The organism is Comamonas sp. CAH-2, assembly GCF_009668305.1.
Lineage (GTDB): Bacteria > Pseudomonadota > Gammaproteobacteria > Burkholderiales > Burkholderiaceae_C > Comamonas > Comamonas aquatica.
In genome coordinates this window covers 15,573-29,951 of sequence record NZ_VSWF01000025.1, presented here as the reverse complement: position 1 = coordinate 29,951, position 14,379 = coordinate 15,573, and the positions used below count along the sequence as shown (strand labels likewise).

Here is a 14,379-nt window from a genome sequence, read left to right as displayed (position 1 = left end):
GGTTTTGGCTTGAATCAAGGTGCACGAGTAGAAGCGTTCAGCAGTGTCCCCAGCCTGGCCGGCGGGCACGGCCGGAAATTGCTCAGCGTGCGGTGCCTGCGTGCACCGCAACAGGCCTGACCGTCCCGCTGAGCGCACCACCCCGGTGCAAGGCCGGGCGAGCAGGAATTTCCACCTCTTGCCCCTGAAAGCCCTTGCCATGCCAGCCATCCACCCCACCCCCGCTGCCGCGCCCGACTACGCCCTTGAAGAGTTGCGCAAAGAGTCCACCATGGGCAGCGAAGGCACAACCTTGCAGCGCGACATCCGCCGCATCGACCTGTCGAACTTTGCCGCGCGCAAGGCCGAGATCACCGAGCAGCTGTGGAGCGCGGCCACCGAAATCGGCTTCTTCCAGATCGACCACCACGGCATCAGCAACGCCGAGATCGACGACGCCTTCGCCCTGTCCGAATCCTTCTTCGCCCTCCCCACGGCGACCAAGGCGCAGTGGCCGCTGTCGCGCAACGCGGGCTGGGAAAGCCTGTCGCAGATCCGCCCGTCCACCGGCACGGCCGACCAGAAGGAGTCCTACCAGATCACCCGCCCGCGCATGGCCGGGCTGTGGCCGTCGGAGCAGGAGCTGCCCGGCTTCCAGCAGGCCGCGCTGGCCTTCGAGGCCAAGTGCTGGCAGGTCGGCATGCAGGTGCTGTCCTGCTTTGCCGACAGGCTGGGCTTTGACAGCGATTTCTTCGCACGGGCGCATGCGCCCGACAGCCCGCACTACCAAAGCACGCTGCGCATGCTGCACTACTTTGCCCAGGACGGCGCCCACACGCCCGGCACCTGGCGTGCCGGCGCACACACCGACTTCGACTGCCTGACCCTGCTGTTCCAGCGCCCCGGCCAGGGCGGCCTGCAGGTGCTGCCCGGCAAGGAGATGCAGGGCCGCGCCTGGACGCCGGTGGAGCCCGCCCAGGGCGTGATCACCTGCAACATCGGCGACATGCTGATGCGCTGGAGCGATGACCAGTTGCCCTCCAACTTCCACCGCGTGAAGCACCCCGCCGCGCACGAGTACCAGGGCGCACGCTACAGCCTGGCCTTCTTCTGCCAGGCCAATGAGGACGTGGTGATCCGCAGCCCCGGCGGCAAGTACCCGGACATCACCGCCGCCGAGTACCTGAAGCAGCGCATCAGCGCCAACTTCTCCAACAAGTACTGAGCGCAGCCCGCCGTGCCCGGGCACTCTACCCGGCCCGGGGTACGCCGCCGCACAGGCCTGTCAAAAAGATAGCTGCCTGCGCAAGCAAAAAGCCACTTTCAGCACGCTACGGGGCTGAAAGTGGCTGGGGGCGGGCGCGGTGCGCTGCGTTCTTTACGGCTGGGTGCGGCGGGCGCGCACGGCGGCGGCCAGCTGCTCCAGCACCGGCACGGTCTGCGCCATGCTGATGCAGGCGTCGGTCAGCGACACGCCATAGGCCAGCTCCTGGCCTTCGACGATGTCCTGGCGGCCTTCTTCCAGGTGGCTTTCGATCATCACGCCAGTGATGCGCGCGTCACCGCCCGCGATCTGCTGCGCCACATCGGCGGCCACGTCGATCTGGCGGCGGTGCTGCTTGCTGCTGTTGGCGTGCGACAGGTCCACCATCACCTGCGGGCGCAGGCCGGCCTTGACCAGCATCTCGCAGGCCGCCTGCACATCGGCGGCACTGTAGTTGGGCTGCTTGCCGCCGCGCAGGATGACGTGGCAGTCCTGGTTGCCGCGGGTCTCGAAAATCGCGCTCTGGCCCATCTTGGTCATGCCCATGAAGGCGTGCGACGACTGCGCGGCCTGGATGGCGTCGCTGGCCACCTTGACGCCGCCGTCCGTGCCGTTCTTGAAACCCACAGGGCAGGACAGGCCGCTGGCCAGCTGGCGGTGGCTCTGGCTCTCCGTGGTGCGGGCGCCGATGGCGCCCCAGCTGACCAGGTCGCTGATGAACTGCGGCGACAGCAGGTCCAGGAACTCGGTGCCGGCCGGCAGGCCCAGCTCCACCACCTCCAGCAGCAGCTTGCGCGCCAACTCCAGCCCCTCGTTGATGGCGAAGCTGTCGTCGCGGTGCGGGTCGTTGATGTAGCCCTTCCAGCCCACGGTGGTGCGTGGCTTCTCGAAGTACACGCGCATGACGATCAGCAGGTCGTCCTGCAGCGCATCGGCCTGCTGCTTGAGCTGGCGCGCATAGGCCATGGCCTGTTCGTGGTCGTGGATGGAGCACGGCCCGACCACCACGATCAGGCGGTCGTCCTGCCCATGCAGCACGCGCGAGATGGCTCGGCGGCTGTGCTCCACCAGCGCCAGCGCCTGCTCGGTGGCAGGCAGCCACTCTTCCAGCAAGGCCGGCGTGAGCAGGGGCCGCACGGTCTTGATGCGGGTGTCGTCGATGCGGGTCTTGTCCACCGTGGACAAGGCGGCGGGTTTGGTGTGGGTGGGGGCGTTCATCCCGCTATTGTCGCGCCATGCGCGTGCCCCCGCGCACTCGCCCCGTTCCGTGCCGCCGCTGCGGCCCTGGTGGGCGGGGTGCCAAGCGCGGCCCCAGGGGCCGCCATCGCCAGGCTCAGGCCTCGGCCAGCGCCGCTTCCAGCAGCACGAGGTTGCCCACGGTCGCCCCGTAGGTGGTGGCCACGCGCTTGCGCTGCTTGAGCACGGCCTTGTCCTTGCTGACCAGCAGGGCCTGGTGCTGGCTGGCCAGGTCCAGGAAATGCTGGTCGTCGGGGTCGGTGCAGGTGAAGCGGATCTTGGGCGCCTCGGCCACATAGCTCACCGCGGCGTCGAAGGCGGCCAGCACGCCCTCGGCGGTCTTGCCGTAGAAGGCCACGCGCGGCGCGATCTGGCTGTAGTGCAGCACGCGCTCCAGCTCGATGCGCTGGGCCTGGTCGGCAATCCAGCGCACGGCGCCCTGCGCCACCAGTTCGCGGATGGGCGGGATGTGCAGATCGTCAAAGATGAGCATGTCCAGCACCACGTTGGTGTCCAGCACCAGCGGACGCGGCCAGGGGCCGGTGTAGCCGGCGTTGCAGGCCGGCCACTTCAGCACGATTTTCATGGCTTAGCCCTCGTCGGATGGGCGTTGTGCGCTCTCATCCTTGCGGGGCTTGACCGCGCCCTTGATCAGGTCGAAGCGGAACAGCCGGCATTCGATGGGGCCGTTCCACATCGGCGTGCGGCGCGTTTCCTTGAGGCGCATCTTGCCGGGCAGCTTCAGGTCGGGCGTCAGCAGCCAGGCCTGCCAGCCGCTGTAATGCTTCTTCCAGTGGGCGGCCAGCTGGTCGAAGAAATCGACGCCGTCTTCGGTCTGCGCGGTTTCGCGGCCAGCGCGCTCGACCACGCCCATGCGCTCGGCCGCGTTGCGGCCGGCGCTGCCGGCGGCGGCAATGCGCTCGCCATACGGCGGGTTCAGCAGCATCACGCCGGGCTGCTCACAGGGGGGCATGCGCTGCAGCGCATCACCGCCGCGCAGCTGCACGGTCTGGCCGACGCCGGCGCGCTCGGCGTTGCGCTGGGCAAAGTCGACCATGCGGTGCGACACGTCCGAGCCGTAGATGGGCACCGGGCTTTCGTCCAGGATCTGGGCCTCGGCCTCGTCCAGCATGGCTTCCCAGACATGCTTCTGGAAGGGCACCAGCTTCTCGAAGGCAAAGCGGCGCAGGATGCCGGCCGGGATCTTGCGCGCGATCTGCGCCGCCTCGATCACCACCGTGCCGCTGCCGCAGCAGGGGTCGTACAGCGGCTGCGGATTGGGGCCGTGCGGGTTCCAGCCGGTGGCGGCGATCATGGCGGCGGCCAGGGTTTCCTTGAGCGGGGCATCGCCCTTGTCTTCGCGCCAGCCGCGCTTGAACAGCGCCTCGCCCGTGGTGTCGATGTACAGCGTGCAGCTGTCCGTGGTCAGGTGCATGTGCACGCGCACGTCGGGGTGGTGGGTTTCCACGCTGGGGCGCACGCCGTTGCGTTTGGCACGGAAGCGGTCGGCGATCGCGTCCTTGACGCGCAGCGCGGCGAAGTTCAGGCTGGTCAGCGGGCTGTGCTGGGCCGTGACCTCGATCTTGAAGGTTTCCTTGGGCGAGAACCAGATCTCCCAGGCCACCTCGCTGGCGGCACGGTACAGGTCGTTTTCGTTGCGGTATTCGGTGAACGACAGCTCCACCAGCACGCGCTGGGCCAGGCGGCTGTGGAGGTTCAGCAACAGGGCGTCGCGCCACATGGCGCGCACCAGCACACCGCCACGGCCAGTGAGCACATCCTCCGGGCCGACGCCAGTGATGGCGCGGACCTCATCGGCCAAAAAGCCCTCGACGCCGGCGGCGCAGGGCAGAAAAATTTGCAGGGCATTCATAAGTAGTGCTGCGGAGGATACGCGTTGCCGCCAGGAATTGCTTGACGCAATTTTTTACACCTGTAACTTTGCAGATCGCGCTTGATCCAGTTCAATTTCCGTCGAAATAGCAGCCAGAATCACTTTATTACATCTCCTTTCGGGAGTCCTCGATGTTCCAGAGTCTGCGCGCCCGCCTCATCGGCATTTGTGTTGCCATCACTGCGCTGTCCCTGTTGGCGCTGGCAGTGCCCACCTTTCTGCTGGTCCGCAGCAACACCCTGGAGAGCCTGGACCAGCGCATCCACCAGCTCACCCTGGTCTATGCCGGCGAGCTGACCGAATGGGTCAAGGAAAAGCAGCGCATCACCAGCTCCATCAAGGCCGCCGTGCCCCAGGCCGAGCCCGTGCCCGCGCTGCTGGCGGCCAAACAGGCCGGCGCCTTCGACGACACCTACTTTGTGTTTGCCGACAAGCGCCACGTCTTCAGCCACCCGATGCCCGAGAACTACGACGGCACGGCACGCCCCTGGTACCAGCAGGCGGTGCGTGAAGGCAAGGCGGCGCTGACGCCAGCCTACGTCGACGCCAGCACCAGCAAGCTGACCATCAGCTTTGTGGAGCCCGTGGTGACCAACGGGCAGACCGTGGCCGTTGTCGGCTCGGACATGCACCTGGACACGGTCTCCCGCAAGGTGACCAGCATCCAGCCCACCCCCAAGAGCTTCGCCTTCTTGCTGGACGGCCAGGGCAACATCCTGGCCCACGCCCAGGCGGACCTGGTGCTCAAGCCCATGAGCGCCCTCGCACCGGCCCTGACGCCAGCCCTGATCGAGCAGCTGACCAGCCAAGGCCAGAGCGCGAACGTCACCATCGGCGACGCCGAGCAGATGCTGTATGCCGCCAAGGTCGACGGCACGCCCTGGGTGCTGGCCATCGGCATCGACCGCGCCGAGGCCACCGCGCCGCTGCGCCACCTGCTGCAGGTGGCGGCGGCCATCACCGCGCTGTGCCTGGTGGCGGCCGTGGCCCTGGTGTCGGTGGCCGTCAGCCGCCAGCTGCGCCGCCTGGCCATGGTGCGCGATGCGCTGGAAGACATCGCCTCGGGCGAGGGGGACCTGACCGTGCGCCTGGACAACAGCGGCAAGGACGAACTGGCGCAGATCGCCACCGCCTTCAACCACTTCGTGAACAAGATCGCCGCCGTGCTGCTGCGCATCCGCACCGCCTCGGAATCCGTGCGCCTGGCCAGCCAGGAAATCGCCATGGGCAACCAGGACCTGTCCTCGCGCACCGAGCAGCAGGCCAGCTCGCTGGAGGAGACCGCCGCGGCCATGGAACAGCTCACCGCGACGGTGCAGCAGAACGCCGAGAACGCCCGCCAGGCCAACCAGCTGGCCAGCAGCGCCTCCTCCGTCGCCTCGCACGGCGGCAGCGTGGTCGGCCAGGTGGTGCAGACCATGGGCGGCATCGACGCCGCATCGCGCAAGATCGTCGACATCATCGGCGTGATCGACAGCATCGCCTTCCAGACCAACATCCTGGCGCTGAATGCGGCGGTGGAAGCCGCCCGTGCCGGCGAGCAGGGCCGCGGCTTTGCCGTGGTGGCCGGCGAGGTGCGCACCCTGGCCCAGCGCAGCGCCGCCGCGGCCAAGGAGATCAAGCAGCTGATCGACGACTCAGTCAACCAGGTCAACACCGGCAGCCGCCTGGTGCAGGAGGCCGGCGCCACCATGCAGGAAGTGGTGGACAGCGTGCGCCGCGTCACCGCCATCGTGGCGGAGATCAGCCACGCCAGCCAGGAGCAGAGCAACGGCATCGGCGAGATCAACGGCGCCGTCAGCCAGATGGACCAGGGCACGCAGCAGAACGCCGCCCTGGTGGAACAGGCCACCGCCGCCGCGCAGTCGCTGCAGCAGCAGGCGCACCAGCTGGCCGAGGTGGTCGGCGGCTTCAAGCTGGACCACGCGCCCGCCACGCAGGCCCTGGCCCTGCGCTGACGCACCGCCGGGCACGCGCTGCGCGTGCCCGCGGGGTTCTCAAAAAAGAGCGGCTCGCGCGCTTGCAAAAAAGGGTTCAGATGGTTTTCCATCTGAACCCTTTGTCTATGCAGCGCCAGCAGCTCTCTTTTTGGATAGTCGACCGCCGTGTCTGCATAGCCAGCCACCGACCCTAAGGCGTCTACAGCGCCTTGCGCAGGTTGGCCGGGGCGATCTTCAAGGCCTCGCGGTACTTGGCCACGGTGCGGCGCGCGCACTCGATGCCCTGCTCCTTGAGCATGTCCGCGATCTGGCTGTCGGACAGCGGTTTCTTCGGGCTCTCGGCCGCGACGAACTGCTTGATCAGCGCGCGCACCGCCGTGCTGGAGGCGTTGCCCCCGGTCTCCGTGCCCAGGCCCGAGCCGAAGAAGAACTTCAGCTCGTAGGTGCCGTGCGGCGTGGCCATGTACTTGGCCGTGGTCACGCGGCTGATGGTCGATTCGTGCAGGCCCAGTTCGTCGGCAATGTCGCGCAGCACCAGCGGGCGCATGGCCAGCTCGCCGTGCACGAAGAAGTTCTTCTGCCGGTCGACGATGGCCTTGGACACGCGCAGGATGGTGTCGAAGCGCTGTTGCACGTTCTTGATGAACCAGCGCGCCTCCTGCAGCCGCTGCTGCAGGCCGGCGTGCCCGTCGCTGCCCTTGTGGCTGCGCAGGGCGTTGGCGTAGACGTCGTGCACGCGCAGGCGCGGCATCACGTCCGGGTTCAGCTGCACGCTGAACTGCGCCAGGCCATCGCCCCCTTTGCGCGACGTTTTCTTGACGATCACGTCGGGCACGATGATGTGGCGCTCGACATCGGTGAAGCGCCGTCCCGGCTTGGGCTCCAGCCGGGCGATGACGCCCAGCGCGGCGCGCACCTTGGCCTCGGGCAGGCCGCAGGCCTGCATCAGCTTGCGCACATCGCGCCGCGCCAGCATTTCCAGCGGCTGGGCGCAGACCTGCAGCGCCACCTCCAGCATCTCGTCCTGCGGGTCCTCGCGGTGCAGGTGCAGCAGTTGCAGGCGCAGGCATTCGGCCAGGTCGCGGGCACCCACGCCCACGGGCTCCAGCGACTGCAGCAGGCGCAGGGCCACGGTGAAGCGGTGCACCAGCTCGTCGAGCTGCTCCAGGTCGTCGGTGCCGGCCAGGCCCTCGGCCAACTCCTGCAGCGGGTCCTCGAGGTAGCCGTCGTCGTTGAGGTTTTCGATCAGGAAGCGCAGCGCGTAGCGGTCGATCTCGGACAGGCGCAGCGACAGTGCCTGCTGGTGCAGGAAATCGGTCAGCGACTCGTGCGCGCCCGCCAGGTCCAGGGCCGTGGGGGCATCCTCGTCGTCGTTGCGGTTGCCGCGCGCCGGGGCGTCGCCGCCCCATTCGCTGTCGTCGTGCGCCATGTCGACGCTGCCGTCGCCCTCCCAGTCGCTGGGCACGTCGCTGTCGGGCGCCGAGGATTCCTGGTCTTTTTGGCCTTCAGCGCTGGCTGTGCCTGCGCTGTCTGCTATGGAATATGGTGTTTCGTCGGCCGAGGCGCCCTCGTGCTGGGCGGGCTCGTCCGCAGTCTGCAGGCCGAACTCCTCGCGCGGGGCGTCGTCCGAGGCCAGCTCCAGAAACGGGTTGTCGTCGAGCATCTGCTCGACTTCCTGGGACAACTCCAGGGTGGACAGCTGCAACAGCCGGATGGATTGCTGCAACTGCGGCGTGAGCGCCAGATGCTGTGAGACCCGCAGTGACAAACCTGGCTTCAACGCTGTACCCCCTCGAACTTTCTTGTGATTGCCGACGCTGCCGGGCCAGACTACATGCGGAAGTGCTCACCCAGGTAGACCCGGCGCACATCCGGGTTCTCGACGATCTCCTCGGGTGTGCCCTGGGCGAGTACTGTGCCATCGCTGATGATGAAGGCGTGGTCACAGATACCCAGTGTTTCGCGCACGTTGTGATCGGTAATCAGCACACCGATGCCGCGTTCCTTGAGGAAGCCGATGATGCGCTGGATCTCGATCACGGCGATCGGATCGATGCCGGCGAAGGGCTCGTCCAGCAGGATGAAGCGCGGGTTGGAGGCCAGGGCGCGCGCGATCTCCACGCGGCGGCGCTCGCCGCCGGACAGCGCCAGCGACGGCGACTTGCGCAGGTGCTCGACGCGCAGCTCCTGCAGCAGGCTGGTCAGCTGCTGCTCGATGGCAGCGGCACCCAGGGGCTGGCCGGCCGCATCCGTCTGCAGCTCCAGCACGGCGCGCACGTTGTCCTCGACGTTCAGCTTGCGAAAGATCGAGGCCTCCTGCGGCAGGTAGGACAGCCCCAGGCGCGAGCGCTGGTGGATGGGCATGTTGCCCACGGACTGGCCGTCGATCAGGATGTCGCCGCCATCGCAGCGCACCAGGCCCACGATCATGTAGAACGAGGTGGTCTTGCCCGCGCCGTTGGGGCCGAGCAGACCCACCACCTCGCCCTTTTGCACCGTCATGGACACGTCCTTGACCACCTTGCGGCTGCCATAGGTCTTGGCCAGGTGGCGCGCCTCCAGCTTGCTGGTGGCACGCGCGTCACGAAAATCTTCTGCCATCACTGTCCTTGGGAGTTCAGACCACCCGACGGCTGCAAGGGCTGGGCCGGTGCCGGCGCGGGGCTGCTGCCCGGCGTGGCCTTGGGCGCCAGGATGGCGCGCACGCGGCCGCCCGAGCCTGCGGGTGCCGACGAAGGCAGGTTGCTGCGCTTTTCGCCGTCGACCGTGAACACATCGGTCAGGTTGTTGTAGGTAATGACGCTGCCCATGATGTCGTCGCTGAGCTTGCCGCCGGTGTAGCGGCGCAACTGGCCGCGGCGGATCAGCTTCACATCGTCGGTGCGGCCGTTGTACTCGATGACCTCGGCCTCGCCCTCGACAAACTCTTCGGGGGCGCCGGGCGCCGTGTCGCGTTTCTGGCGGAAGAAGGCGCGCTTGCCGGCGTCGGCCTTGACCACGCCGTGCTGGTAGCCTTCGCCGTCCTGGCGCACGTCCAGCTGCGCGCCGCGCAGCACGATGGAGCCTTTGGTCATCACCACATTGCCGGTGAACACGCTGGTCTGCTTGAGCTCGTCGTGGCGCAAGGCATCGGCTTCGATGTTCATGGGCTTGTCGCGGTCGGCACGCTCGGCATGCGCCACGCCAGAAGCCCCCGCAAGGGCAGTCAACAACAGGCAGGTGAGGAGTTTGGGTGTCATGGGCAGGGCACGTTTCTTGCTGGACATTGTAGTCATCCTGCCTCCCAAGCCCACAAAAAAGCCCGCGCAAGGCGGGCTCGGGGATGGGGCAGCAGGCCGGGTCAGGCCTTGCGGCTTTGCTCCACCAGGTATTCGACCACACGCAGCACATTCGGCATGCTGCCGGCACGGGGGCCGTCGGTGTAGTAGCGGCCGGCCACGCCCATGGAGGGCACGCCTTCCACGTCATACGCCTGCTGCACCTGGGTGGCCTTGCGCACCTGGCTGGCGACGTTGAAGGAGTTGTAGATCTCCTTGAACTTGTTCACGTCCACGCCCTGCTTGGCGACCCAGTTGAAGATGTCCTCGTCCTTGGCCAGCTTGTTGCGCTCCACATGGATGGCGTGGAACACCTTGACGTGCATGGCGTCGAAGTTGTCCATCGCCTGCAGCGCGAAATACAGCTTTTGCTGGGGCACGAAGCTGGCGTTGAAGGCCACGGGCACGCGGCGCACGGACACGTTGGCCGGGGCCTTCTGCTTCCACGCGGCAAAGGTGGGCTCGAACGCGTTGCAGTGGGGGCAGCTGTACCAGAAGAACTCCACCACCTCGATCTGGCCAGCGGCCGCTTCCGTGGGGGCGGGGGTCGACAGGCGCAGGTATTCCTTGCCTTCCTTGGGGGCGGCAGCCTGTGCCCAAGCCGTGTTGGCACCGAAGGCCATGGAGGTCGCAGCGGTGGCTGCGGCCAAAGAGAACTGGCGGCGTTGCATCAAAAGGACTCCTTCTTGAGATATGGGCATTGAGAGGGGGAAAGCCTCAGAAAGTTCACTGCTGCACGCGCACCAGGGCGGCGTCCACGCCCGCACCGTCCAGCTTCTGCTTCAGCTGCTCGGCATCGCCGCGTTTGTCGAAGGGCCCCACGCGCACGCGGAACACGGGCCGGCCGTTCTGCTCGCGCTCGCTGATGCGGGCCTCCCAGCCCAGCATCGCCAGCTTGGCGCGCTGGGCGTCGGCATCGGCCTGGGTGCGGAAAGCACCCGCCTGCACGAAGTAGCTGAACCCGTCGGAGCCACCCGCACTGGCGGTCGCGGCCTTCGCGGCCGCGGCCGCCTTGGCATCGGCGGCCTTGAGCTGGGCCTTGGCCAGGTCCCCCAGCGGGTCCGCGGCGACCGCGGGCGGCTGCGTGGTCGGGCTGGCCGCCGGCGGCGTGGCCGTCGCGGTCGCTGGGGCGGCCGGGGCCTCCGGGGTGGCCGCCGGCGCCGGACGGGCCGGGGTGCTGCCATACAGCGGCGAGTTGGGGTCCCAGTTGCGGTTGCGTTCGCTCTCGGCGGCCGGGGTGTTGCGCGACTCGCCCTTGTTCAGGAAGGGCACGGGGACCTTGGTGACATACACCGCCACCCCCAACGCGACCCCCAGACCCACGATCAACCCAAGGATGAAGCCGAGGATCGTGCCCCCGCGCTGCTGCTTGTCCATAAAACCGCCTGTCACTTTCTGTTGCGTCACTTACATGCGCTCGGGGGCATCCACCCCCAGCACCGCCAGACCATTGTGCAGCACCTGGGCCGTGGCGGCGACCAGGGCCAGACGCGCCAGCTTCACGGCCTCGTCGTCCACCAAAATACGCTCGGCGTCGTAGTAGCTGTGGTAGGCGGAAGCTAGGTCACGCAGGTAGAAAGTGACGTCATGCGGGGCATTGCCCGCGGCCGCGGCGGTCAGCATCTCGGGGTACTTGGCCAGCAGCAGCATCAGCGCCTGGGCCTGCGGGCCTTGCAGCGCGGACAGGTCCACGCTCTGCAGCGCCGCCACGCCGGCACCGCCGGCCTCTTGCCAGGCACGCAGCACCGACTGGATGCGGGCGTGCGCGTACTGCACGTAGTACACGGGGTTGTCGTTGTTCTGCGCCACGGCCAGGTCCACGTCGAAGGTGTACTCGGTGTCGGGCTTGCGGCTCAGCAGGAAGAAGCGCACGGCGTCCTTGCTGGTCCACTCGATCAGGTCGCGCAGGGTCACGTAGGAGCCGGCGCGCTTGCTGATCTTGACCTCTTCGCCGTTGCGCACCACACGCACCATGGTGTGCAGCACGTAGTCGGGGTAGCCCTGGGGGATGCCCACATTGGCGGCCTGCAGGCCGGCGCGCACGCGGGCGATGGTGCCGTGGTGGTCCGTGCCCTGGATGTTGACGACCTTGCCGTAGCCGCGCTGGAACTTCTGGATGTGGTAGGCCACATCGGGCAGAAAGTAGGTGTAGGTGCCATCGGACTTGCGCATCACGCGGTCCTTGTCGTCCCCGAATTCGGTGGACTTGAGCCACAGCGCACCGTCCTGCTCGTAGGTGTAGCCACTGGCGATCAGGCGCTCCACCGTGGCCGCCACGTGGCCGTTCTGGTAAAGGCTGGATTCCAGGTAGTACTCGTCGAACTTCAGGTTGAAGGCCAGCAGGTCCTTGTCCTGTTCGTTGCGCAGGTAGGCCACGGCGAAGTTGCGGATGTTCTCGTAATCTTCGACATCGCCATTGGCGGTGAACTCGCGGTCATCGGCCTTGACGGTTTCCTTGGCCAGGAAGGCCTGGGCAATGTCGGCGATGTAGTCGCCGTTGTAGAAATTCTTGGCCAGCGGGTTCTCGCTGTCCGTGGGCCAGCAGTCGTCGCCGGGCTTGAAGCCCTTGGCGCGCAGCTGTGTGGACTTGGTCAGGGTGTCAATCTGCACGCCCGCGTCGTTGTAATAGAACTCGCGGTGCACCTTCCAGCCCTGGGTGGCGTAGAGGTTGCTGATGGCATCGCCAATCGCCGCCTGGCGGCCGTGGCCCACGTGCAGCGGACCGGTGGGGTTGGCCGAGACGAACTCGACCAGCACCTGCTCGCCCCGCGCCGGCTGGAAACCGAACCGGGCGCCCTGCGCCAGCACTTCGCGCACGATCTGCTGCTTGGCTGCGGGCTTGAGGCGGATGTTCAGAAAGCCGGGGCCGGCGATCTCGATCGCATCCACCCACTGTTGGAACGCGGGCGTGGCTTCCAGCGCGGCCTTGAGCTGCTCGCCCAGGGCGCGCGGGTTGGCCTTCAGGGGCTTGGCCAGCTGCATGGCCGCCGTGCAGGCGAAGTCGCCATGGGCTGCCACCTTGGGGTTTTCAAATGCGGCGCGGGCGCCGGCGCCGGGCGAGAGTGTTTCGAGCTCGGCAGCCAGGGCCGCGAGCAAATCCTGTTTGACGGAAAGCATCGGCGGATTTTACGTGCCCGGGCGCCGCTATGCCCGCAGCCAGGATTCCCGCGCCCTGGCCGGCTACATGCCCCGGGCCCAGTACGCGGCCACGACGGCGATCACCGGGATGATGTGGGCCTGCACCATGATCCAGACGCGGACCTTGCGCACCGCCTCCTCGCCGGGCAGCGCGCCGTCCGTATTCAGGGCCTTGAGCCAGCGGCGGATGGCCAGGGTCGGGCGCAGCGACATCAGCGCCGCCACGAAGAACAGCAGCATCTTCAGGTGGAACAGCGGCTGCGACACGTACCAGGTCAGGCCCTTGACGCCCCACACCAGGCGGGCAATCCCGGTCAGCAGCAGCACCAGGGCCGTGATGCCGTAAATCATGTCCAGCCGCGCCAGACGCCGCACCACGGCGGCGTTCATCCACTCGCTGCGGCACAGGGCCGCCTCGCTCGACAAGAAGACCACCAGGGTCAGGATGGCCAGCAGGTGCAGGCTGGCTAACAAGGCTTCCAAGGTCATTGCGTTCCTCCTTTGCTCCAGAATTCCGGGCGCTCATAGTGCGCCTTGAGGTAGTCCATCCACAGCCGCAAGCGCAGGGTCATGTGCTTGCGCTGCGGAAAGACCAGGTAAATCCCATTGGGCGGCGCGGCAAAGTCGGCCAGCACCTCCACCAGCCGGCCGGCGGCAATTTCCGCCTCGACCTCCCAGGTGCTGCGCCAGGCAATGCCCCAGCCGCCCAGGCACCAGTCGTGCAGCACCTGCCCGTCGGAGCAGTCCAGCGGACCGCCGGGTTTGATGTGCACGCTCTCGCGCCCGCCGTCCCGGGGCACGCTGAAGGCCCAGCCGCGGGTCTGCGAGGCATCGCTGGACAGCGTCAGGCAGCGGTGCTGCGCCAGCTCGCCCGGGTGCCGGGGCGTGCCATAGGCCGCCAGGTAAGACGGCGTGGCCACGCACAGGCGCCGGTTGTCGGCCATGCGCACGCTGATCAGCGACGAATCCGGCAGGTCGCCCACGCGCACCGCACAGTCATAGCCCTCGCCCGCCAGGTCGACCACGCGGTCGCTGAGGTTCAGCGAGATGGTCACCTCGGGGTGCAGGTCGTGGAAAAGGGGCACCAGCGGCGCCACATGGCGGCGGCCAAAGCCAGCCGGCGCGGTGATGCGCAGGTGCCCGGTGGCCTTGATGCCGCCGGCCGAGACACTGGCCTCGGCGTTGGCCACATCGGACAGCAGGCGCTGGCAGTCCTCTAGGAACGCGCTGCCCTCGTGCGTGAGCGTGATGCGCCGCGTGGTGCGCACCATGAGCTTGACGCCCAGGTGCTCCTCCAGCGCGTCCAGCCGGCGTCCCATGATGGCCGGGGCCACGCCCTCGGCCTTGGCGGCGGCCGTCAGGCTGCCCTTGGTGGCGACGGAGACAAAGGACTCGAAAGCTTTGAGTTTGTCCATGGCGAGACGGATCAGGTGCCCAATAGGCCTGCAGCGCTGATGCAGCAAGCGCTGAAAGCTATGTTTTCTTTGATTATCGACGCTGCATGCACGCTTGGGAGTGTTGCCCACTTTTGCGTAAAAGTCATCAGTTTTGAGATTTTTCAGCAATTTATTGCTGCATACATTTGGAATACAGTGGAATGCAACGCTGGCC

At 67.3% G+C, this 14,379-nt stretch carries 13 protein-coding genes; 2 read left to right on the top strand and 11 right to left on the bottom strand.

What is annotated here, in order from left to right; all coding sequences use genetic code 11:
- The first annotated feature begins 199 nt into the window (after nucleotides 1-199).
- Nucleotides 200-1,204, top strand: coding sequence for an isopenicillin N synthase family oxygenase (locus FYM52_RS13360; protein WP_154164456.1), 1,005 nt, complete (start codon nucleotides 200-202; stop codon nucleotides 1,202-1,204).
- 153 nt (nucleotides 1,205-1,357) lie between these two features.
- Here the strand turns inward: FYM52_RS13360 and FYM52_RS13355 are convergent, their stop codons facing one another.
- From FYM52_RS13355 to FYM52_RS13345, 3 genes are all read right to left on the bottom strand, one after another.
- Complete coding sequence (locus tag FYM52_RS13355; RefSeq protein ID WP_154164455.1) at nucleotides 1,358-2,461, bottom strand: 3-deoxy-7-phosphoheptulonate synthase; 1,104 nt, start codon at nucleotides 2,459-2,461, stop codon at nucleotides 1,358-1,360.
- Between the two features lie 115 nt (nucleotides 2,462-2,576).
- Entirely contained in the window at nucleotides 2,577-3,065 is a 489-nt protein-coding gene (locus FYM52_RS13350; RefSeq protein ID WP_154164454.1) for a putative toxin-antitoxin system toxin component, PIN family, read from the bottom strand.
- 3 nt (nucleotides 3,066-3,068) lie between these two features.
- The gene (locus tag FYM52_RS13345; protein WP_043383713.1) at nucleotides 3,069-4,352 is read right to left on the bottom strand and encodes a class I SAM-dependent RNA methyltransferase; all 1,284 of its coding nucleotides are present in this window, start codon (nucleotides 4,350-4,352) and stop codon (nucleotides 3,069-3,071) included.
- Nucleotides 4,353-4,504: 152 nt separating this feature from the next.
- Between FYM52_RS13345 and FYM52_RS13340 the strand changes: the two genes are divergently transcribed.
- Nucleotides 4,505-6,331 (top strand): methyl-accepting chemotaxis protein, encoded by a 1,827-nt coding sequence (locus tag FYM52_RS13340; RefSeq protein WP_154164453.1) that lies wholly within the window; start codon nucleotides 4,505-4,507, stop codon nucleotides 6,329-6,331.
- 181 nt (nucleotides 6,332-6,512) lie between these two features.
- On the opposite strand, the gene FYM52_RS13335 is transcribed toward FYM52_RS13340, so the two are convergent.
- The 8 genes from FYM52_RS13335 to FYM52_RS13300 all read right to left on the bottom strand — a co-directional run bounded on the left by FYM52_RS13335 (nucleotide 6,513) and on the right by FYM52_RS13300 (nucleotide 14,183).
- Nucleotides 6,513-8,093 carry an RNA polymerase factor sigma-54 gene (locus FYM52_RS13335; RefSeq protein WP_154164452.1) on the bottom strand — a complete coding sequence of 527 codons (1,581 nt, stop codon included), beginning with the start codon at nucleotides 8,091-8,093 and terminating at the stop codon, nucleotides 6,513-6,515.
- A 50-nt stretch (nucleotides 8,094-8,143) separates the two neighbouring features.
- Nucleotides 8,144-8,914: an LPS export ABC transporter ATP-binding protein gene (gene lptB / locus FYM52_RS13330; RefSeq protein WP_154164451.1), complete on the bottom strand. Its 771-nt coding sequence runs from the start codon at nucleotides 8,912-8,914 to the stop codon at nucleotides 8,144-8,146.
- Nucleotides 8,914-9,552, bottom strand: coding sequence for a lipopolysaccharide transport periplasmic protein LptA (lptA, locus tag FYM52_RS13325; RefSeq protein ID WP_154164450.1), 639 nt, complete (start codon nucleotides 9,550-9,552; stop codon nucleotides 8,914-8,916). Before lptA ends, lptB begins: the two co-directional genes overlap by 1 nt.
- Before the next feature lie 101 nt (nucleotides 9,553-9,653).
- Nucleotides 9,654-10,301: a thiol:disulfide interchange protein DsbA/DsbL gene (locus tag FYM52_RS13320; protein WP_042417634.1), complete on the bottom strand. Its 648-nt coding sequence runs from the start codon at nucleotides 10,299-10,301 to the stop codon at nucleotides 9,654-9,656.
- Nucleotides 10,302-10,356: 55 nt separating this feature from the next.
- Nucleotides 10,357-11,007 carry an SPOR domain-containing protein gene (locus FYM52_RS13315; protein ID WP_154164472.1) on the bottom strand — a complete coding sequence of 217 codons (651 nt, stop codon included), beginning with the start codon at nucleotides 11,005-11,007 and terminating at the stop codon, nucleotides 10,357-10,359.
- A 30-nt stretch (nucleotides 11,008-11,037) separates the two neighbouring features.
- Complete coding sequence (gene argS, locus FYM52_RS13310; RefSeq protein ID WP_154164449.1) at nucleotides 11,038-12,747, bottom strand: arginine--tRNA ligase; 1,710 nt, start codon at nucleotides 12,745-12,747, stop codon at nucleotides 11,038-11,040.
- A 63-nt stretch (nucleotides 12,748-12,810) separates the two neighbouring features.
- Nucleotides 12,811-13,257, bottom strand: a complete 447-nt coding sequence (locus FYM52_RS13305; protein WP_045265903.1) for a DUF2214 family protein — start codon at nucleotides 13,255-13,257, stop codon at nucleotides 12,811-12,813.
- Nucleotides 13,254-14,183 (bottom strand): LysR family transcriptional regulator, encoded by a 930-nt coding sequence (locus FYM52_RS13300; protein ID WP_154164448.1) that lies wholly within the window; start codon nucleotides 14,181-14,183, stop codon nucleotides 13,254-13,256. Before FYM52_RS13300 ends, FYM52_RS13305 begins: the two co-directional genes overlap by 4 nt.
- Nucleotides 14,184-14,379: the final 196 nt, after the last annotated feature.